Genomic DNA, 19,981 nt, shown 5'->3' with positions numbered 1-19,981 from the left:
CCAGAAGAGCGCCTAACTGGTCGAGCCAGTTGGGCGTTTTTGTTTATTTCATTCACATTATTGTCAAATTCAACTATTATTCTGTAATAAAATTACGTAAAGCGATTACAGGCGTTCATATAATAGCCAACGCCTATCACTCTTTGTCTTTTCTAACTTAGAAACAGCGACGGAATCACATGACCAGAAGAACTAAAATTCTTGCCACCCTAGGACCTTCAACAGACTCACTTGAGAAAATTCAGGCGCTAATAGCCGCAGGTGCGAATACAGTGCGAATGAACTTTTCACACGGGCAGGCTGAAGACCACATCGAGCGAGCTAAGCGCGTTCGCCAGGCTGCAAAGAACTTAGGCAAATACGTAGCTATATTAGGTGACCTTCAAGGCCCTAAAATTCGTGTTGCCCGTTTCGCCGAGGGTGCTGTTCATCTAGATATCGGTGCTAAATTCGTCTTAGACGCTGAGTTAGGTCGTGACGAAGGCGATATCAACCAAGTAGGCATTGATTACAAAGCACTTCCTGACGACGTATCTGCTGGCGATATCCTTCTTCTGGACGATGGTCGTATTCAGCTTCGTGTGACAGGTGTTGAAGGACGCAAAGTTGTTACTGAAGTCACCGTTGGTGGTAAACTTTCAAACAACAAAGGCATTAATCGTCAAGGCGGTGGCCTTTCAGCAGATGCACTTACTGACAAAGACAAAGAAGACATTAAAACTGCAGCAAAAATCGGTGTCGATTACCTTGCAGTGTCATTCCCACGAAGCGGCGCAGATTTAAACTACGCGCGAGAACTTGCTGAAGCAGCAGGCTGCTACGCCAAAATTTGTGCAAAGGTTGAACGTGCTGAAACTGTAGCTTCTGATGAAGCCATGGACGATATTATCGTAGCCTCTGATGCTGTAATGGTAGCTCGTGGTGATTTGGGTGTAGAAATTGGCGACGCAGAACTTGTTGGCGTTCAGAAGAAGTTAATTGCCCGCTCTCGTCAACTGAACAAAGTTGTTATCACAGCGACTCAAATGATGGAGTCGATGATTGATAGCCCAATGCCGACACGTGCTGAAGTTATGGACGTAGCAAACGCTGTACTAGACGGCACGGACGCGGTTATGCTTTCAGCTGAAACCGCTGCGGGTAACTTCCCTATCGAGACGGTTGCAGCAATGGCCCGTGTTTGTGAAGGTGCAGAAACTCATCCAAGCGTTAAAATTTCTAAGCACCGCATGGATCAGAAGTTTTCATCAACGAGCGAATCAATTGCACTTTCAGCTGTGTATGCAGCGAACCACCTGCCAAGCGTTAAGGCGATTGTCGGTTTGACAGAAAGTGGAACTACGCCAACCTTGATGTCTCGTATTACTACGTCACTACCAATAATTGCCATGTCTCGTCACGAATCCACGCTTAATACGATGGCGTTGTGTCGTGGTGTGAAGCCAGTTTACTTTGACTCATCTAACAGCGAACCAGGCAAATTAAAGTACGATGTTATTGCTTCGCTAAAAGACAAAGGCTTAGTGAAAAGCGGTGACAGCATCATCCTTACTTATGGCGATGAAATGGAAAAAGTAGGCGCAACTAACACTTTGAAAATTGTAGAAGTTGAATAGCCTGAAACGAATATTGAAAGCGAAGCTTAAGCTTCGCTTTTTTTTGCCTGAAATTTTAATGGGTTTGGAAACTAAAAACGCCCCTTACACCTTTATGATTTAAGGGGCGTTTTTGTTAATACTGTTTAGGCTAGATTGCCTGTGCAGTGTAGGTCTCTGTCTCTTGAGTTATATCGTTCGCATATTGTGTAAGATGGTGGCTTATGATGTTTTCAGCCCGTTCAACGAACTCATCACGTTTAAACTTCCAACCTCTTAAATCGGCTTGTTTTGCCTGCTTAACATAAAAATCTAAGCGTGTTTTTCTAAGCAAATGCGCCTTTTTGGATAAATCAAACTCTACCAGTGATAAGGTCTGTTCAACCTTAACAATATCGGCGTGAACAGTGCGTTCTGCGTCATCGGCCGTTGCTTGACTAACTGAAAGCTTACCCTGCCCAAACATGCCGATTAATGCTATGACAACTGAAACAACAATAGCTGAATAAACCCACTTTAAAATGTTCATGCCTCACTCCTTGACCAACTGTGAACTGCTCATAATTTGGATAGCAATTATTTGGTTAACGACTTCTATTTGGTTAACTACTTCTATTTGGTTAACGACTTCTTCGGCGATGAAAAGTTATCGTATGCCAAACAGCGCGCTAATATTAATTTGCTAAATTTAATTTATAATTTGAGATTGCAGCTTCTATACCACAATATATTTCTTTGAATATCAGGAAGATATGAAACAAGACTGCTACTGCAAAATGTATATAAAGAACTTTCTACACACTTTAAGAGAAATTTTCCGTGTCTTTCCTTCAGGTTTAATTTAAGCGTTTCTAAACTTAAGTTTGTGAAACAGGCTCAAACAAACAGTAAATAAAGAATATAGTGTCTAATGCATATTTGGTATTACCAAAAAGTTTATTTCTCGCGCTAAATATCGCAACGCGCATAGACATAAGTATAAAAAAACATCGAAATCAACGATAAAAGTGAAGGTTATATAATCACTCTTCCCTTCAGACCTCTTTAACGTTAACGACTTGATAACATTTTGCAATTGGTTTACAAGAATGATAAATTGGCATTACAAAGCAAAACTTCAACCCAAAACTGGACTTACCAATAATATTAACTTAAGTATGAGTTGTATTGGTAAGCGATTGTCTACTAAGAGGTTTAAATGTCTAAAATAAAAACAATCCCTACTGCCTTTTCGTTATTTACCGTCTCTGTTTCCCCATGGACAAAGCCCCTGTTGACGTGCCTTCCACTACTCTTCGCTTCAGGTCTTACTAATGCTGAGGCACTTCCATCTGAGAAGTTTGATTTAAGCGAATGGAAAATTACAATTCCTACAGATAAAGACAACAATGGGAAAGTTGACGAAATATCCGTAAAGGATATTCAGAGCTTTGAGCACAAAGATTTTTTCTATGTTGACGATGACGGCAATATGGTATTTGCTGCGCCTAATAAAGCGCTAACCACTCAAAATTCATCTAATACTCGTAGCGAACTTCGACACATGCTTCGCGGCTCTAACACACGCATAAAAACTCACTCCCCAAAGAATAACTTTACTGTTGCCAGCAACCCTATTTCAGATCGCTTTGCGCAAGTCGGCGGAAAATTAAATGCCACGCTTAAAGTGCAGCACGTCGCTACCAGAGCTAAATATCCCGACAAAGCGCCGGCTTTTTCAGTGGTAGTAGGCCAAATACACGCCAGTAAATGGAAGAAAAAGGTCAAAGGATTTGGTTGGGGTAATGAACCACTCAAGATTTATTATAAAAAGTGGCCACAGCATGAAACTGGTTCTGTATTCTGGACTTACGAGCGCAACTTGTCCAAGAATGATAAAAACCGTACTGATATTGCTTATCCAGTTTGGGGAAATTTATGGACCGACCCAGAAAACCCGGGTAGCGAAGGTATTAAACTTAACGAGAGCTTTAGTTATGAAGTGAACGTTCACGGTGACGTGATGTACCTAAGCTTTAAATCAGACGGACACAAAACCGTTAATTATGCTATTAATCTTGCCAATGGGGTAAATGCTTATGGAGAGTTGGACCAACACGATCACCCCTACGGCTATACGCTAGATTGGAATTATTTTAAAGCTGGCGCTTATAACCAGTGCAGTACTAAAGATGATGACGGCTTTTGGTACGCTGCATGTATGGGTACAGGAAACTGGGAAGAAGATAGGAAAAATGGTGACTATGTACAGGTTGCGTTTTCCAACTTAACGGTAGGTGAAAGCAGCGAACCTACTGAAACCTTCAAAGCGAACCTAATTACGCAAAAACCTGGGGCGCAAAGACCTGTGGCGAAAAGCAACAATGTTAAGATTGGCGCTACGCTAAACAAAAAAGAAGCGATATCCATAGATGCTATTCCTACTTCCGCGTTAACGGCAATAAAAAGCGTTGCGCCTAATTTTGCGATACAAGAAGTTGAGAAAGAATACAAACACGATCATGTATATCTTGATGTTGAAGGTGAAGACGCTAACGGAAATGAAATAGAATTCGATATGCTGCAAGATGGAGAGCAGTGGAAAATTGTTGAAGTACAGCGGGATTTAACTATGGAAGATTTACCTTCCGCTGTAAAAACACTTATCAATAAGCAGGAAAACTCTGACCAAGTTAGGCGTATCATTGAAAGTAAACAATACGGAACTGATATTACGATTTATGAATTTTATCTTGTGAAAGAAAATGGCACTGAATCCCGAAAAGAAATTAAATCTGAAAACGGTGAAGTTGTCCTATTGGATGAAGAGTGGAAACATTAGTTATGTCGATTTGCTAACCATTTTACCTTACTTTCGTTAGGCAAGAAAAAAGGGGCGCATGCCCCTTTTTCATAATGTCGGATGAAGAAACTTTAGTTCATTGCAGTTTCAGTAACAACACGTAGGTCACTCTCTACGTCTTTAACATCAGAAGCATTTTTAGCAATTTCTACTGCTAGGTCACGCTCAGCGTCAGAATCGACTTCGCCAGTCAGTGTTACCACGCCATTTTCTACGTCAACGTCAATGTCAAAGCCTGAAATATCTGTGTCCATGAGAAGGCGAGTCTTAATTACTGTAGCAATTTTGGCGTCAGTTAATTCGCTTGTGCCTTCATCTACAGTGTCTTCCATGTCGTCAGACATCTCTTTATGCATATCGTTGTCGTTAACAACAGTAAGCTTGTTATCTACAGAGGATACACCGTCGATGTTAGCTACCAACTCTTCAGCTAATTTTTTATCGACAGAGTTTTCAACTTTGCCTGTAAGAACGACATTGCCATCTTTCACATCGGTGTTGATGTCGAATGAATCTAGATTGCCATTGAACAACAGCGTAGCTTCTGCTTTACCGTCAATCCATGCGTCTTTAGCACCTTTTTCCCACTTATTGTCTGTGTCCATATCACCAGCATAAGCAGCTGTAGTTAATGTTGTAGCAACAATCATAGAAATAATTGAACGTTTCATAACATTTCTCCTTTGTCGAAACTCACAACTACAGGTGCTAAAACCTTGCCAACATAATATCCTATTGTTTTATATACATTAATTATTGATTTTCGATTATGTCGGACTTCTGGAATTTGCAAACTTTGCCTTATTTCGAGAATTTTTTACTTAACACAAGCAAACAGCGTACGCCCTATGGAAAGTGCTCTATTTATAATTTGCCACTTAATGCCCCTGTGGAAATAACACGGTGGAATTAACATTGAAAAGATCCATAGAACCATGCACAGATACTGACGCTCAATAGAAAGGTAAGGTTAAACTTATTTTAGAAAACCGTCGTAATTATAACTATTGTTTTCACATCATCTACATCGCCTTTGACATGCCAACTAACTTTTTTGGTTTAGGTAAGATGTGTTTTGTCAGTTTTACTCAAGGACCATCTAGACATGGATACTGCACTCACTGCTGCTTCAGTCTTTTTTATCGCTGTAAGCTGGGCTCCCCTTTTACCCTCTTCACACTGGTTGGTAAGAGTATGGGAGTTTCCACGACTTCAAATAGCAGCTATTATTTCTTTATTACTTATTGGGTACGCTTTTAAAGCATCGTACTACGCCCCATTAAATAGCCTTTCGCTAATTTTGGTAGTAGGCTTAATTGTTAGCCTGATTTACCAAGTTGTCTGGATAATCCCCTACACTCCCCTGTACAAGCGTGAAGTACAACGCGTGGGTAGTGAGGACACGAACCGTAAACTTAGCGTGCTTTCCAGTAACGTATATATGCCAAACAACGATTTTCGCAAGCTCATCGAGCATGTGCGCAATAAACACCCCGACTTTCTGGTTACTCTTGAATCTAATGAAAAGTGGCAGAAGGGCATTAGCGAAATAGAGTCAGAATATCCTTACCGCAAATTCTGCCCTCTAGAAAACCTTTACGGCATGCATCTATACAGCAAAATCCCATTTGAAGAGGCTACACTTCGTTTTATGATAGAAGACGATGTGCCATCTATGAGGGTAAAAATTAATCATCATGGTCAAGATGTGCTGCTGTATTTTCTTCATCCAAAACCGCCAAGCCCTACGGAAAATACCTATGCTAAACCTAGGGATATCGAGTTGACCGTTGTCGGAGAGGAAATTGCTAAAACAGAAGGTCCAATCATAGTCGCTGGCGATCTAAATGACGTCGCGTGGTCACCTACTACCAGGAACTTTAAGAAAATAAGCGGCCTATTAGACCCTAGAGAAGGCCGAGGCTTTTTTAATACGTTCCACGCAAAGTACCCATTAGTGAAGTGGCCGCTAGATCACGTTTTTCACTCTAAACACTTTGGTTTAGTAAACATTGAGAAGTTAGAGGGTGTGGGATCTGATCACTACCCTCTTTATACCGAACTTGCGTTAATGACCGACAAAGGATAAAGCGGTTCAATGATGTTTAACGCGCCCCACGATGTTTTACACACCACATGAGGCTGTCGCAAGCCTCTTCACGCTTTTTGAAGTGCGCCAAACCAATTAAACTATGCTCTCTTGGCCAAACAGCTTGGTTAAGAAGCTCTTTATCCTTTGCAAGAAGTTGCTCGCTATCTAGCATAATCTCAATGGCTTTTTTATTGGGTTTTATCAGCGTAGGCTTAGCGTCTTTAACCAAAGCAGAGCGAACACAAATATACTCTCGCTTTACAGGGTCGCGTACTACACCGATATAGTCATTGTCACAAATGATAGCAGGCCAGCCTTCCGTTATTCTACTTTGCCCGAACATGATAAGTGTAAAAGCAACAAGCACAAAAAGTGTTAAACCAATAAACTGCGCGCTTAAATCAGGGGCCACACTTACAATAACCCCAACAACAGCCGCAAAAAATATCCAACCACCGAAGACTCTACGCATAGCGTTTGGTGAGATGCCTGAAATAACATCAACCAATTTTAGAGATTGCTTGTCATAGTTTCGAATAATTACAGACGATTGTGATTCCACAGCCTTTGTCCACCAAAGAAAAATACGAAATACAGAAATTAATACGTTACAAGTAAGGCTGAAGATTTACCTACACTCTGAATGAGTAAACACCGATTTTAAAAGACGAATTCTACTCGAAAGGAAACGTGTTAAGTAATAATTGTAGGAATATGCAAACTATTGAAATGTAATGCTTAACCTACTAGGTAAGCATATCAAAATTTATATCGAGGGCAAAGCTATTACGTACTAAATACGCGGTGAAAAACGACATAACAAACATCGTACAACACCGCGCTATATGAAGAATTTAAAATTACCTTTGCGGGCGGCGCTCTGGCATCGCAACAAGGGTTTCATCTTTTAGCGTGCACGTACCCTCAACGGTTTCACCTCTTGGTGTTTCAAAAGATACGGTTTCGCCTTCAGCTTTTCCTTCACAAGCTTCTATAGCCTCTGGAGGTGGTTGTCTTGGATGTTCTCTATCGCCTTTCGCGAAGCAACCGGCGGTACTCAAACTAAGTAGACCAATTAACATTGCCGTCTTATTCATATTGCTACTACTCCTTACTTCTGTATCCAAAATATATACAAAATCAACTGTAATCGGTGCCAAATGCAGTGACCGCAAATGGCGCCGGCTCTATCGTTCCAATCATAGAATTTAAATGTGCAGAAATAGTGCAGAACATGAGTATTAACCCATGATTTGCGGGTTAATCAGGCTGTGGATATTGTAGAGATGGCCCCTAGGTCGCTATACTCGAAATATGAAGTTATCTCATAAACTTACTATCATTTTGCTCGCGTTCTCTTGCATGTCTTTAATGCTTGCGCTCGCTACTGCCCGTTGGAGTTTTGAACAAGGTTTCAACAAATTTATTATAGCTCAGGAAAAAGAGCGGCTCAGTCAGCTTGGAGAAATGCTCGCGTTAGAGTACGCACTGAATGAGCGAAGTTGGGAAGGTATATCGCCCTATGCATTTTCTCGCCAAAGTAATCGCCCCCCTCCGCCTGGGCGCAAGTTTGGAGCCCAAGAACATAGAGGTATCAATCAGCATCCTCCACAAAGGCGCGCCAATCAGCTACCTAGTCGGGACCAACAGCACATAGGCCCTCCTACTACATTACTTGACTCACAAAGTAACGTTATAGCTGGCAGTATGCCTAGCGACGCTGCGACTAACCAAGATATTAAAGTATCTGTCTCTATTGTTAGCGAAGGTCGCAAGATTGGCGCGTTGGAAAGCTCTCTCCCCCCTTCACCAAGCTCTACAATGGCGCAAGATTTTATGCGACAGCAACGCACATCATTTATCGCTGTAGGCGCATTAGCATTACTGGTTTCATTGATTACTGCGGTGATCATTGTGCCTAAACTTTTATCGCCATTTAAAAAGATAGTAAAAGCTGTCGAACAACTAGCTAGACGCGAGTACGATGTGAAATTTAGGCAGCCGCCCAGCGATGAGTTTGGCGTGTTGATGAAAGACATTAACTCTCTTTCAGAGGCTTTACAAAAACATGAGGCTACGCAAAAACAATGGTTGGCAGATATTTCTCACGAATTGCGCACGCCGCTATCAATACTTGCTGGTGAAATGGAATTAGTTGAAGCAGGTGTCAGGCAGTTCGATAAAGTACAACTCGCTTCATTCCAAGACGAGGTTAGCCGTTTAACACGCTTGGTTAATGATTTATATCAGTTGTCTTTATCGGATATAGGAGGCATGCACTTCGATTTCGAGATGGTTGATATCGGCGGCTTATTAAATGATAGTTTGGCACAATTTAATCTAGCTTTAGACGCCAAAAGCATTACCGTTAGTACTTATATTCCTAGCAATATAAAAGTTCATGCGGACGCTCAACGGCTGCGCCAAGTGTTTTCGAATATTTTGAGCAACAGTGTTGAATACACAGATCCTCCAGGCCAAGTTCGGGTCACATTAGTTGAAACCGGAAATAAAGCCACCATCGACATAGAAGACAGTGCACCTGGCATAACCACGGGCAATGAAAAGCAAGTATTTGACCCTCTCTATAGAGAGGATTCATCTCGAAAACGGCGAACTGAAGGCGCTGGCTTAGGTTTATCGATAAGTCAGTCAATTATTAAAGCGCACAAAGGTACGATAAACGCTGCGAGTTCTGAGCTTGGAGGCGTTAAAATATCAATCGAGCTACCGATTAGGGGAAATGTTATCTAATGTCTACTCAATATCCTGTCCTAATTGTTGAAGACGAAGAGAAAATTGCCCAAATACTTGTAGATTTCTTTACTCTTGAGGGTTTCAACACAAAAGTACTGCATAGCGGTGAACAGGTTATTTCTGAAATGAGAGAAAACACCTTTAGCGCAGTCATTCTCGATCGCATGTTGCCTGCGGTAGATGGACTAACCTTATGCAAACAAATTAGGCAGTTTTCAAATGTGCCTCTTTTGATGCTAACCGCTCGAATTGATGAAATAGACAGGCTTATTGGGTTAGATGCAGGAGCCGACGATTACATATGCAAGCCCTTTTCTCCACGCGAGGTTGTAGCTCGGGTACAAGTTATTTTAAGAAGAACGCAAACCACTAATAACATAAGTGGTGAAGGCTCGAGACAACTAGTATTCAAAGATATTTCGTTAGATTTAGACGCTTATGTCTGTGAACGAAGAAACCAAACCATAGAGCTCACTCCAGTTGAGTTTAGATTGCTTAAAGCATTTATAGAAAAGCCAGGACATGTATTTTCCAGAGAACAGCTTATGGACAAAGGCTATGTGGACGGTCGCATCGTTAGCAATCGCACTATTGATAGCCACATGAAAAACTTGCGCCACAAGCTAATGCAGGATGACGAAATCTCGCCGCTTCAGGCTGTATACGGTATAGGTTATAAACTGAGTTAGCTTTTCTTTATCTTTTATCTGACTCAGCTTTGCACATAGCGGGCACGGACACTAGGCACCCACTTCAAGAATGGTGAAAATAACCTGTTTTCAAAGTTACTTCACTAAAAAACCTGCCCACTTTTTTGGTTTGTAAATTTTTCTCTTTCTTTGCAGCTCTTGCTCGCTTTTAAAGCCTTGCCACTGCTGAACTGGAAAATAAAAACAAAAAAACCACGTATCTTCAACAACTTGCAACTTTGGAGCACTCTTTGCTTTATACGAAAGTATAACGTACAAGGTACACCGTTTAAGCCTATGGCTTTAGAAAGGTTAGCAAAGGAGGTTGAGTATGCGTTCACCAGTAAGTGCAGTAACTATTGTTAAAAATAGAACCGAGAAGCTTTGCAATTTGATTTCGCAGTTGGAGCAATGCTCACCAACGCCAGATGAACTTGTTATTGTGTGGATGGCACCTCCTTCTGATTTGTCCCTCATTCAAAGCGAAAAATTCGATATTGTGCACAAGTTTACTACCCAAGAAGAACTACCAATTGCGAAAGCGCGAAATAAGGGAATGCTGGCGGCTAAGCATGAAAACCTTGTTTACTTAAATGTTGATGCGGTTATATCACCTACCCTTTGTAAAGATGGACTTTTGGCGTTGAAAGACAACACAGTGGTGTTTACTTCGGTCGTCTTTTTACCCAACGAACGCTGCAACAAGCCGTATTCAGACATTTCAAAAAATGAACAGCAAATAGGTTATCTAGCAAGTAACGACGAAACGTTACCAAAAGAGGATAACAACGAAATACCTTCAAGAGATCAGGAAAATAATCATGGAAAGTTTAGTGACGATAGTATTTGTTCTACAGTGTTTTTTATTCGTAAGACAGACTTTCAGAAAACCGGCGGCTTCGATGAAGGCTACGCGGGTTTCGGACTAAACGACGAAGACTTTTTCACCAACTGCCGTGCACTTGGCTACTCATTGGAACAGTTGCCTACCCGCACTTTCGCTCCACAGCGCCCTAATTATCAATGCCCAGTCAATCACTTATTAGACTTTGTACATAATGCACAGCGCTTTCACGCTAAATGGGGCTTCTACCCTTGCACTGAAGTACTCAAAGCTTACGCGGGTAAAGGCTTCATCGAGTCAAACTATGAAGAAAAGGGATTGAAGATTATTCAGTTGCCCGAGCAGGAAGATGACTCAATCAAAATAGATACGAGCGGTTCAAGCGCTGCCCCGGCTTCTACGGGATACGAATTCACTTCGTTTCATTCGCCAGCTAAAAATCAAGAGCGTTTAAGCAACACGGCTTAATTTCTTTAAAAGGAATGAGCGGCACTGTTTGAATAGGGAGATATGGAATGTCTTTACTTAAACCCGATCTAACACACCGTTTTTTATCATTTGTAGGGGAAGGTGACTTCCCCTGTGTAGGCGCTAAATCGGCGCTAACTAAGAAGCAAATACACGTTCTGCAATTTGACGATATCTACTGCGAAAGTAATGAACCTGATATCTTGGCTTCAATTCACAAATTCGTGGAAGCATTCAAGCTGAACCGTGATATGTACTCCTCACTTGTGGTTACCTTCGAACAGCCCGATACCATTACCGAAACTGAGTTTGATAAGATTTTATGGGAAAAACTTCAACGTCTTCATGAAGTAGACGCATGCTTAAAAAGTTGGGATAGCAAAGTATCAAGCGATCCGCATAGTGCGCAATTCAGTTTAAGCCTTGGTGGGAAAGGCTTTTTCGTAATTGGATTGCACCCAAATGCCTCTAGAAAGAGCCGCCGTTTTTCTCATCCCGCAATTGTATTTAATTTACACGAACAGTTTGAACTGCTTCGTAAACAACAGAAGTTTGAAGCATTTAGAGATCATATCAGGAAGCGTGATGCCGCCTATTGCGGCAGTAAAAACCCATTGCTTGCTAACCATGGTGAAAGTTCTGAAGTTTATCAATACAGTGGTAAAAAGCACTCAGAAAGCTGGGAGTGCCCCTTTAAACAAGTAGAAAATTAACTCTTAAAATATAAAAGGCACAGTATGAGACAAACAATACAGCCAAGAAGCGGTACTGCATTTACTATCAAAAAAGGTGAACGCCTTAAAGTCATTGACCCTGAAGGGGAACAAGTGGCCGACCTTTATGCCTTTAACGAGCATGATAAGGATGAGTTCATTTCCTCGGGCAGAAGTTTGGACTATAACGAGAGCCTTAAATTCAAAGAAGGTAGTTTGCTATATTCAAATCAAAGCAACATCATGTTCGAAATTATCGAAGATAAGGTAGAGGATCATGATTTTTTACTAACGCCTTGTAGCGTAGATACCTTCAAACACTTCTACCCCAATGAAGAGCCAGTTCCTGGTTGTCACGGTAACTTAGTTGCCGCTTTTGCTGAGTTTGATATTCCAGAGCATCATGTATGCACGACCTTCAATACATTTATGAATGTTGAAGTAGACAGTACGGGTAAAATCGCTGTTTTGCCGCCGAAGTCAAAAGCCGGCGATTACACGATATTTGAAGCTAAAATGGATATGATTGTAGGGTTAACGGCTTGCTCTGCTGGTGAATCTAACAACTTTCGATATAAACCAGTACAATTTGAAATAATGCCCGCGAACCCGTTGTAATTCGCGAGCATTATTTTAGCAAATGGAGCGAGCGTTATTGTGCTTCTGCGATAGCGCTCGGCTTGCCTTGTTGCCAGTTAAGCCGCATATCCCACTTAAACCGGTGTTCAGGCTTTAATGGTGGTTGCGCTGCATTAATATTACTTAAGACATTGGTTGCCTCGGTAAGCGTAGCATCGCGACCAAACAAATAGCTTTGCTCTTTCACTATGGTTAAGTAGGCCTTATTTAACGCGTAAGCGCGTTCTGGCGAAGGCGTGATGATTTCGTACACTGATTTGGCGCGCTGCACTTCTTCCGCTTTAACCATACCTTTTTCGTCAAACCACTTTGCTAGCATTTCGCCGTTTTGACGAAACTCGTCGCCACCGCCTACACGCTCCATGTAGGTAAGGAATTCGCCTTTTTCTTCATTGATATTTGGCACATCTTCGATGGCACGCAAATCAATATACCCCCACCCTGCCTCGCCAGGAACTTTACGGGCAAATGAAAATGTCTGGTCAAAGGTTGACCCTACTGTTTTATGACAGCCGTTACAAAACGCTAGCTCTTGATCGTGTTGCGCACGCAGTTCACCCTGCTCATCTTCAATGAAGCCATTGATTGTCCAACCAAAGCCGTTGTCTATCCCCTTTTCGCCTAGGTAGCGAGTTTGAGGCAGCTTTTCAAAATGTTTATCTTTTGCCTCAGCATAATAGGCAGAAGCTAGGCTTTCTCGGCTTCTAAACATATGCTTTTTCATATAACGCACTTCTTTCATGCGCGGCGCATTATAAATATTCCCGTTATCATCCACGCCAATGTAGCGTACGGTATGCAAAAACTCGGTGCCTTCAGGGTAAAGCATATGAGCCAGAGGTACAGCACTCGCATCACCCACATAATGTGAGGTGCGAACAATTTCAGTTACAGATGGCGACAACTCACCGTCTTGGTTAACGTCTACTTTAATGGCAGTCTCATCTACTGGCGCTACGCTTAGTTTATTAAGCTCCTTTAGCGTCATTTCAACTAGGCTTAGGTTCAATGTGTAAATAGCTTTGTTGTAGTCGCCATTTAGCGTTTGAAAGTTTTCTGGAAGGCGAATCATAGCATCGCCCGTCGACCCGTTGGTCGGCCAGAAAGTACTTGGGAAAGGTTTGTAGTTATATGACACCCATCCGCTGCCATCTTTAGCAAAACCGTCGCCATCAAAGGCTTTGTCAGCGGCGCTCAAGTTTTCAATACGCATGTACTCTGGCATTGCGTGTTTTTTAAGTGAAGCGGTGTAGTTATCTTGCTCTACGTATTTTTTTATTGTGGCATCGTCAATACCCGCTATAAGTGATGTGCGGTCAATAAACAGATTCTTCCAGCTGTTTGTTAGCCCCACATCGGAAAATTCATAGTTACCTTGCAAGGTACCATCACCCATTTGGTTAGGGCGCTTTTCTATCGAATCGTAACTTTGGTGACATGCGTAACAAGGGTTATTTACGCCTTCTGTTTTGGTATAGCACTGGGGAGGGATCACCGATTCTGGGTTATATACTTCATTGTGTTCGATATATGCCAGAGCAGGAATATCGTCCCCTTCTTGATAAGGGTAAGAGTGCACATTGCCGGCGTTTGTCTGCTCTGATGAAGGCCCTTTCCCATTCACAGAGTGAGTACTTGTGCTCATGCCGGTATTTGATTGATTGTTTAAATCAGCATTTGTGCTTTCAGTACACCCTGCACTGATAAGTAGTGAAAGCAGAATGCCTACACCTGAAGTTATTTTTAGTATTTTCATAATGGTCACAACGGAAAAAGCCGGGTGTGTAAACACCCGGCGTATTTTAAATTAAAGAGAAAACTTACTTATCTGCTGGTTCATACATCCACAGCGTGTTGTTCTCTTGGAAACCGTCTTCACCGATAAGAATACGGCCGTCGTTCATAACTACAACGTTGTCTGGTTGAGAAAGCTGCTCAACATCACAACGCTCAGCACCTGTGAGGCTTGAACGGTACGTACCGCCCATCACTACAGGTTCGATACGAGAAATGTTGTAGCCTTCTTCGAGCTTGGCGCGATAAACACCACCACAATCTTTAACGCGGGCAGAAAGCTGCATATCGCCTTCATCATCAATCATTGTGTTATCGATATCAGCAATGCCGATGTAAAGGTATGCATTTTCGACAACTTCACCTTCAATCGTATCAACACCCTCAACAGCTTCTTGCGCACGCTTCTGGTTAATAGAGATACCTTCTAGCTTTCTCCACTCTGCCGTTGCGCCTTTAAGACGAGCAGCCGCACGACTTTCTAGGAATGCAACGCGGTCATCCATTGGCTCACCGGCTGTAACGCTTGAACCGCCCTCTTCAACCGTTGGGTAAGTTGCATCACCATCTGCCCACGCTTGAACGTCTGCCATTGTGATGTAAGAACTTTGGCCATCTACGTAATCGTCGGTACCAATACCGTTGTACTCGTCAATCCAAGCGCGAATAGTCATATTGTCACCACTAGCTAGCTCAACCCACTCAACAGCAAACCCTGTAGTTGCTGGGTCATTTTGCCCTGCATCCTGAGTTAGTTTAGCGCCGTAAAGCGTACCTGCAGATAAGTCTTCTGCCGTGTCTGCAACAAATTTAAATAGCACGCCGCCGGTGTCATCTTGAGAAAGATAAACGGTTTTTCCATCAGGCATTACTGTTGAATTTTCGTGCTCGTAACGACCCATAGTGAAGTGCTTAACAATTACCGGCTCATCAGCCAACGGCTCTGTTACTTCTGCAATATAACCATAGTTATAAGGGTTTGGCGCATCAGGTGCCGTCATTTGCCACATGCGACCCAAGCGTGCATCTGTAGATACTGCTTCTGGGTTATTCCAGTTAGGTGACGTTGTGGTATCCACTTCCGAATCCACTACCCATTCTTCAGAGGTAAGCGGCGTACCCCAAGGTGACATTGAGCCGAAACAGTTTGCTGCCGTACCCCACACTGGTGAGAAGTCGAGCATCATAGCTTCTGTTACTTCCCACATGCCAAATTCGTCTTTTTCTACTTTCATGCGGCTCATACCGCCAGGTAGTTCTTCCCAGTTAGAGAAAAGATACCCTTCGCCTTCGGCAGTTGAAATAAAGCCGTTAAAATCAGGCATATCGTTTTCAAGAACTAGCTCTTCGCCATCGAGTGTGTAGATGTGGCCTAAACCTTCTGGTAGGTCAGAACCAAAGGTATCACCGGTTTGACCTAGCACTTGATACTGACCGATAGCAGAAACAACCAGCTCTTTCTCTTCGTCAGAGCTAGGTACTGGAGAATTTGGCAAAGTAACAGGCAAGTTATTAAAGTTAGCGCCTGCAAGTACACCTACAGTACCTGTATTGATAGGCATGTCGTTAACACTTGTCGTTGCTGCATTCGTACCAGATGGATGCTGTACATTGAAAAACAGGTCGCCTTCATCAGTGAGGAAAATACCCGTTACTTCTGCGCCAAGAGGAACAGTCGCAATACGAGTAAGCGTGCCTGCTGTAGTACCTTCTGGGCCCTGCTCACCCACAGGTCCTTGTTCGCCTGTTGGGCCCTGTTCACCCACTGGACCCTGAACGCCGTCTTCACCATCATCACCCTCTAGTGAGCAGGCAGACATGCCAAGTGTTACTGCTAGTGCAATCGCTGAATACTTAATTCCACGAAGAGTTTCGCTTTTCATTACGGTTCCTTGCTTATACTTGTTTTATAATTAGAGATGAGGAGAGCAGATGGCTTACCTCGTTAAATGGTCTTAGCGGACAAAGAGTGTGGATAAGATTTATGACACTTGGGTGACAAGTTATTGACTCCAACATGAAAGATTTTTGACACAACAACCTGAAAGTAAAAGGGAAAGGAGAGTAAACGTACACGAAGGCGGCGCAGTGCTTAGGGTTATTGAATGTTCAATTAAGAAAGACTGGTCCACTTAGTCAGTTTATGAATTATTTGTTTCATGGGGCTATCTAAGAGGTTTAACTCGACTCAATACTTGAAAAATCAATGTCGAGATAGTTAAAGAACGTTACGGAAGATATTAAAAAGAAATGTACGAAGAAGGCAAAAACACAAAAATACACCATAACGATTAAACGGACCTAGAGCCTGTTGATCTTTGCCCTGCATCAAAGATCATCAGGCCACAGCATAAAACAATATTCTACTCGCCAAATTGAGCAATGCCGCTCAATTTAAAATGGTAAGCGGATGACTATACATTTTTAATTTATTAACCAAATAATCTTCGAATTGCTTGGCAGTTTGTATATCGGTGCTTCGCTTGGGCCAAACCGCAAGAATTTTATAGTCAAAAGCGGTTGAAGGTTTAAACAACACAAGGTGGTCATGTTCACCCTCAAATACCTTTTTGGCCTGATCTCAGCCGGTAAACAAGGGCCAATCCTAAGTCGTCATTATCTGCCAAGATACTTTGAGCCCCCCAAGTAGCTATCACGCCCCAATCGCCGTGCTCGGCTTTAATCACCTGCATTCCATCATGCGCCACTAAACCTGCGACAATATTATCCGAAGGCTCTGATACAGAAACACTGATATGGGTCGTTGGGTCGAACGCATCAATTCGATAGTGCGTGGTAACGTCGATGCTGTCCGCTTTCGCATCAGACGATGTCCACCCTTCGTAGCCAACCTCGAACTCAGCCCGCAACTGAGAATTCGATACCAATTGGTATTGTGTATTCTCTACATGCTGAAAATGCATGACTGTCAGCGCTGAGTAGTCTTGGGTTTCTTGTTCTATTACTCGACCTAGTGCACCCACTCCCAACGATTTGCCAACTTTAAGCGCGTCTCCGCCCCACGAAGATAAAGTGTGATAGCTATCATAGCCGTCTTGCCCAACTTCGGGTAACACTACACTGTCATCAGTTTTCACAAAGACATCTATTGCGTTGCGCCAATCTAGATAAAGGCGATAGCCCATTTGATCAGACTCCCAACCAGGCCCTTCGTAACGCAAAAAGTAAGAATGATCGGTTAACTGAGGTGGTGACGTAAACGAAGTGACTTCTTTAAACGAAAAGCCTTCAGCGCTATACGCTGTATCTTGCCACTCTCCTCCCGTTCTTACTGAAAGTTCCGAGTGCGCTCTGTCTTGAACATTATAATTTGAATTTTGCTTGGGTGGTAAAAGTTCCAACGATATGCTCTTGCCTGGCACTATAGATGCCGCACCTAAAAGCACCGCTTTCCCTTCATCATTTTCTATCCATTCTGAAGGGTGTTGCTTTAACTTCCAGCCTGAATATTGCGGAGGCAGTGAAATTTCGAAAACTTGCTTCCCGTCACCACCGTTTGCTGGATTTTTCACCTTAACAGACAAAGCAGAATTTAAATCCCCTTGTGAGCAACTTGCCAATAATGGCACCAAAATTAGACCTATCTTTCTCAATTTAATCACTTTTATGCTCTCCATTGGTTGTTTACGCGCTGAACTAATTTACGATATTTGTAAACAATATATTGACAAATGCCACCGGTGGCAATTATTTTAAATTTTGTTAACGAGATATTTCAACTTAGTATGTCGATGAAAGTCAGGCATTTGATAACGCAGATGGTAGAGGTGAATTACATGGTCAATTTCAGCCTAGAAGGTAAGACAGCATTAGTGACAGGCGCAAGCAGAGGTATAGGTCAAGCGCTTGCCTTAGCACTCGCCACTTCAGGTGCCTTTGTCATCTGCGCGAGCTCTCGACCAGGTGGCTGTGATGAGACATTACGTAAAATTCAAAGTAAAGGCGGGCAAGCAATGGCATTAGATGGTGACCTCGCCGATGCCAACGATGTGGTTAAACTTGCCGAAGATGCGTTGAGCGTTAAAGGTCATATCGACATCCTGCTCAATAACGGTGGCACTATTTTCAGAGCGCCCGCCACCGACTTTCCTTTAGACGAATGGAGAAACGTACTTGCGGTCAACATCGATTCAGCTTTCCTACTTAGCCAAGCTATTGGCAAGAAGATGGTAGAGCGCGAGCAAGGCAAGATCATCAACATTGCCTCAATGTTGAGTTATACGGGCGGTATTACTGTTCCTGCCTACACTGCGAGCAAACATGCCATTGCCGGATTAACAAAAGCGCTGGCGAATGAATGGGGACAGCACAATGTCCAGGTAAACGCTATTGCCCCAGGTTATATCAAAACTGATAACACCCAAGCGCTGCAAGATGATGAAAAACGCAGTGCTGAAATTTGTGCACGCATTCCAGCTAACCGCTGGGGAGAAAGCGACGATTTAGCAGGGGCAGCAGTATTTCTTGCGAGCGCAGCAAGCAACTATGTTAACGGCCATATCCTTGCGGTCGACGGCGGCTTTTTAGCACGCTAGTGACTAACAAGGGTCACAGCCCTGAGCGATAAAACAGCCTTGAGCAAACAAATAGCCCTGAGCGATAAGATAGCCCTGAGTAAACAAATAGCCTTGAGCAGCAAAACAACGATGAATGGGAAAAAAGTCATGAACGAAAAAATAGACACACGATACGCCATAGGCCGTAAAGAGGCCAACGCTTACAATACGCAAGAACTGCGCGACGCTTTTTTGGTCGACACCCTAATGACACAGGGCAAAGTCGTATGGATATACACCCATTACGAACGCTTTATGCTTGGAAGCGCCGTACCTACAACGAGTCCATTGACGCTAGAAACCATTGAAGATCAGTTAAAAATGCCCTTCTTTACCGCTCGTCGCGAAGTAGGTGTAATAAACATCGGCGGTCCGGGCACCATTACCGTTTCAGGCACGACTTACCATTTAGATAACGAAGAAGCCCTATATATCGGCCAAGGCAATGAAGAAGTGATATTTGAGTCAGACAACGCCTCTAATCCCGCCAAATACTATTTGAATTCAGCGCCAGCTCATCACGCCTATCCATGCAAAAAAATAGGTAGTGCAGACGCAAATGTTCTCCATTTAGGTAGCCAAGAAACGTCAAATCAGCGCGATATTAAACAATTGCTTATCAATACTGTTGTTGAAACCTGTCAGCTACAGATGGGACTGACGCGACTGCATACCGGTTCTGTCTGGAACACCATGCCAGCTCATCAACACGACAGACGCAATGAAGTGTACTTTTACTTCGATATGGATAGCGAAAGCAGAGTATGTCACTTCATGGGTGAACCACAGGAGACCCGCCACATTTTCATTGCGAATGAAGAAGCTGTGGTATCGCCACCTTGGTCAATTCACTGTGGTGTGGGTACTGGAAGCTATGCGTTTATCTGGGGAATGGCGGGAGAAAACCTGGATTACGATGATATGGATAAGTTTCCGCCATCACAGTTGCGCTAAGCAGCCCTGCTCTAAAT

At 42.9% G+C, this 19,981-nt stretch carries 17 protein-coding genes and 1 pseudogene; 10 read left to right on the top strand and 8 right to left on the bottom strand.

Going from position 1 to position 19,981, the window contains the following annotated elements:
- Positions 1-179: 179 nt before the first annotated feature.
- Positions 180-1,616, top strand: a complete 1,437-nt coding sequence (gene pyk / locus ACXACS_RS09960; protein ID WP_474806208.1) for a pyruvate kinase — start codon at positions 180-182, stop codon at positions 1,614-1,616.
- Between the two features lie 130 nt (positions 1,617-1,746).
- On the opposite strand, the gene ACXACS_RS09955 is transcribed toward pyk, so the two are convergent.
- Positions 1,747-2,124: a hypothetical protein gene (locus ACXACS_RS09955; protein WP_474806206.1), complete on the bottom strand. Its 378-nt coding sequence runs from the start codon at positions 2,122-2,124 to the stop codon at positions 1,747-1,749.
- A gap of 669 nt (positions 2,125-2,793) precedes the next feature.
- Between ACXACS_RS09955 and ACXACS_RS09950 the strand changes: the two are divergent.
- A pseudogene (locus tag ACXACS_RS09950) lies at positions 2,794-3,888 on the top strand (polysaccharide lyase family 7 protein); the annotation flags it as partial.
- 620 nt (positions 3,889-4,508) lie between these two features.
- Here ACXACS_RS09950 and ACXACS_RS09945 read toward each other — a convergent pair.
- The gene (locus ACXACS_RS09945; protein WP_474806205.1) at positions 4,509-5,108 is read right to left on the bottom strand and encodes a BON domain-containing protein; all 600 of its coding nucleotides are present in this window, start codon (positions 5,106-5,108) and stop codon (positions 4,509-4,511) included.
- A 434-nt stretch (positions 5,109-5,542) separates the two neighbouring features.
- Here ACXACS_RS09945 and ACXACS_RS09940 point away from each other — a divergent pair, with 434 nt between their 5' ends.
- On the top strand, positions 5,543-6,526 hold the full coding sequence (locus ACXACS_RS09940; protein WP_474806203.1) for an endonuclease/exonuclease/phosphatase family protein: 984 nt from the start codon (positions 5,543-5,545) through the stop codon (positions 6,524-6,526).
- Positions 6,527-6,542: 16 nt separating this feature from the next.
- Here ACXACS_RS09940 and ACXACS_RS09935 read toward each other — a convergent pair whose 3' ends face one another.
- Complete coding sequence (locus ACXACS_RS09935; RefSeq protein WP_474806201.1) at positions 6,543-7,091, bottom strand: hypothetical protein; 549 nt, start codon at positions 7,089-7,091, stop codon at positions 6,543-6,545.
- Positions 7,092-7,389: 298 nt separating this feature from the next.
- Positions 7,390-7,626 (bottom strand): hypothetical protein, encoded by a 237-nt coding sequence (locus ACXACS_RS09930; protein WP_474806199.1) that lies wholly within the window; start codon positions 7,624-7,626, stop codon positions 7,390-7,392.
- Between the two features lie 217 nt (positions 7,627-7,843).
- Here ACXACS_RS09930 and ACXACS_RS09925 point away from each other — a divergent pair, with 217 nt between their 5' ends.
- From ACXACS_RS09925 to ACXACS_RS09905, 5 genes are all read left to right on the top strand, one after another.
- A complete protein-coding gene (locus ACXACS_RS09925) occupies positions 7,844-9,283 on the top strand; it encodes an ATP-binding protein (protein ID WP_474806197.1) in 1,440 nt (479 codons plus the stop codon).
- Complete coding sequence (locus ACXACS_RS09920) at positions 9,283-9,975, top strand: response regulator (RefSeq protein WP_474806195.1); 693 nt, start codon at positions 9,283-9,285, stop codon at positions 9,973-9,975. The genes ACXACS_RS09925 and ACXACS_RS09920 overlap by 1 nt, the downstream gene beginning before the upstream one ends.
- 331 nt (positions 9,976-10,306) lie before the next feature.
- A complete protein-coding gene (locus ACXACS_RS09915; RefSeq protein ID WP_474806193.1) occupies positions 10,307-11,287 on the top strand; it encodes a glycosyltransferase family 2 protein in 981 nt (326 codons plus the stop codon).
- A 47-nt stretch (positions 11,288-11,334) separates the two neighbouring features.
- Positions 11,335-12,000, top strand: coding sequence for a guanitoxin biosynthesis heme-dependent pre-guanitoxin N-hydroxylase GntA (gene gntA, locus ACXACS_RS09910; RefSeq protein WP_474806191.1), 666 nt, complete (start codon positions 11,335-11,337; stop codon positions 11,998-12,000).
- A 24-nt stretch (positions 12,001-12,024) separates the two neighbouring features.
- Positions 12,025-12,618: a DUF1989 domain-containing protein gene (locus ACXACS_RS09905; RefSeq protein WP_474806189.1), complete on the top strand. Its 594-nt coding sequence runs from the start codon at positions 12,025-12,027 to the stop codon at positions 12,616-12,618.
- 34 nt (positions 12,619-12,652) lie between these two features.
- Here ACXACS_RS09905 and ACXACS_RS09900 read toward each other — a convergent pair whose 3' ends face one another.
- The 4 genes from ACXACS_RS09900 to ACXACS_RS09885 all read right to left on the bottom strand — a co-directional run bounded on the left by ACXACS_RS09900 (position 12,653) and on the right by ACXACS_RS09885 (position 18,056).
- A complete protein-coding gene (locus ACXACS_RS09900) occupies positions 12,653-14,395 on the bottom strand; it encodes a hypothetical protein (protein ID WP_474806188.1) in 1,743 nt (580 codons plus the stop codon).
- A gap of 64 nt (positions 14,396-14,459) precedes the next feature.
- Positions 14,460-16,316: an alkaline phosphatase PhoX gene (locus ACXACS_RS09895; protein ID WP_474806186.1), complete on the bottom strand. Its 1,857-nt coding sequence runs from the start codon at positions 16,314-16,316 to the stop codon at positions 14,460-14,462.
- A 506-nt stretch (positions 16,317-16,822) separates the two neighbouring features.
- Entirely contained in the window at positions 16,823-16,972 is a 150-nt protein-coding gene (locus ACXACS_RS09890) for a DUF4861 family protein (protein WP_474806184.1), read from the bottom strand.
- 19 nt (positions 16,973-16,991) lie between these two features.
- A complete protein-coding gene (locus ACXACS_RS09885) occupies positions 16,992-18,056 on the bottom strand; it encodes a DUF4861 family protein (protein WP_474806182.1) in 1,065 nt (354 codons plus the stop codon).
- Between the two features lie 174 nt (positions 18,057-18,230).
- On the opposite strand from ACXACS_RS09885, the gene ACXACS_RS09880 reads away from it, so the two are divergent.
- Both ACXACS_RS09880 and kduI read left to right on the top strand, forming a co-directional pair.
- Positions 18,231-18,989, top strand: a complete 759-nt coding sequence (locus ACXACS_RS09880; RefSeq protein WP_474806180.1) for a glucose 1-dehydrogenase — start codon at positions 18,231-18,233, stop codon at positions 18,987-18,989.
- A gap of 129 nt (positions 18,990-19,118) precedes the next feature.
- Positions 19,119-19,964: a 5-dehydro-4-deoxy-D-glucuronate isomerase gene (kduI, locus tag ACXACS_RS09875; protein ID WP_474806178.1), complete on the top strand. Its 846-nt coding sequence runs from the start codon at positions 19,119-19,121 to the stop codon at positions 19,962-19,964.
- The last annotated feature ends 17 nt before the right edge of the window (positions 19,965-19,981 follow it).

Source organism: Alteromonas sp. AWM4_230 (assembly GCF_056158305.1).
Note: the sequence above shows the minus strand (reverse complement) of the source record. Positions and strands in the feature narration are given on the sequence as shown.

Coding starts and splice junctions, on each gene's coding strand:
- pyk (WP_474806208.1), top strand. CDS start 180: ATGACCAGAAGAACTAAAATTCTTGCCACCCTAGGACCTTCAACAGAC.
- ACXACS_RS09955 (WP_474806206.1), bottom strand. CDS start 2,124: ATGAACATTTTAAAGTGGGTTTATTCAGCTATTGTTGTTTCAGTTGTC.
- ACXACS_RS09945 (WP_474806205.1), bottom strand. CDS start 5,108: ATGAAACGTTCAATTATTTCTATGATTGTTGCTACAACATTAACTACA.
- ACXACS_RS09940 (WP_474806203.1), top strand. CDS start 5,543: ATGGATACTGCACTCACTGCTGCTTCAGTCTTTTTTATCGCTGTAAGC.
- ACXACS_RS09930 (WP_474806199.1), bottom strand. CDS start 7,626: ATGAATAAGACGGCAATGTTAATTGGTCTACTTAGTTTGAGTACCGCC.
- ACXACS_RS09925 (WP_474806197.1), top strand. CDS start 7,844: ATGAAGTTATCTCATAAACTTACTATCATTTTGCTCGCGTTCTCTTGC.
- ACXACS_RS09920 (WP_474806195.1), top strand. CDS start 9,283: ATGTCTACTCAATATCCTGTCCTAATTGTTGAAGACGAAGAGAAAATT.
- ACXACS_RS09915 (WP_474806193.1), top strand. CDS start 10,307: ATGCGTTCACCAGTAAGTGCAGTAACTATTGTTAAAAATAGAACCGAG.
- gntA (WP_474806191.1), top strand. CDS start 11,335: ATGTCTTTACTTAAACCCGATCTAACACACCGTTTTTTATCATTTGTA.
- ACXACS_RS09905 (WP_474806189.1), top strand. CDS start 12,025: ATGAGACAAACAATACAGCCAAGAAGCGGTACTGCATTTACTATCAAA.
- ACXACS_RS09900 (WP_474806188.1), bottom strand. CDS start 14,395: ATGAAAATACTAAAAATAACTTCAGGTGTAGGCATTCTGCTTTCACTA.
- ACXACS_RS09895 (WP_474806186.1), bottom strand. CDS start 16,316: ATGAAAAGCGAAACTCTTCGTGGAATTAAGTATTCAGCGATTGCACTA.
- ACXACS_RS09880 (WP_474806180.1), top strand. CDS start 18,231: ATGGTCAATTTCAGCCTAGAAGGTAAGACAGCATTAGTGACAGGCGCA.
- kduI (WP_474806178.1), top strand. CDS start 19,119: ATGAACGAAAAAATAGACACACGATACGCCATAGGCCGTAAAGAGGCC.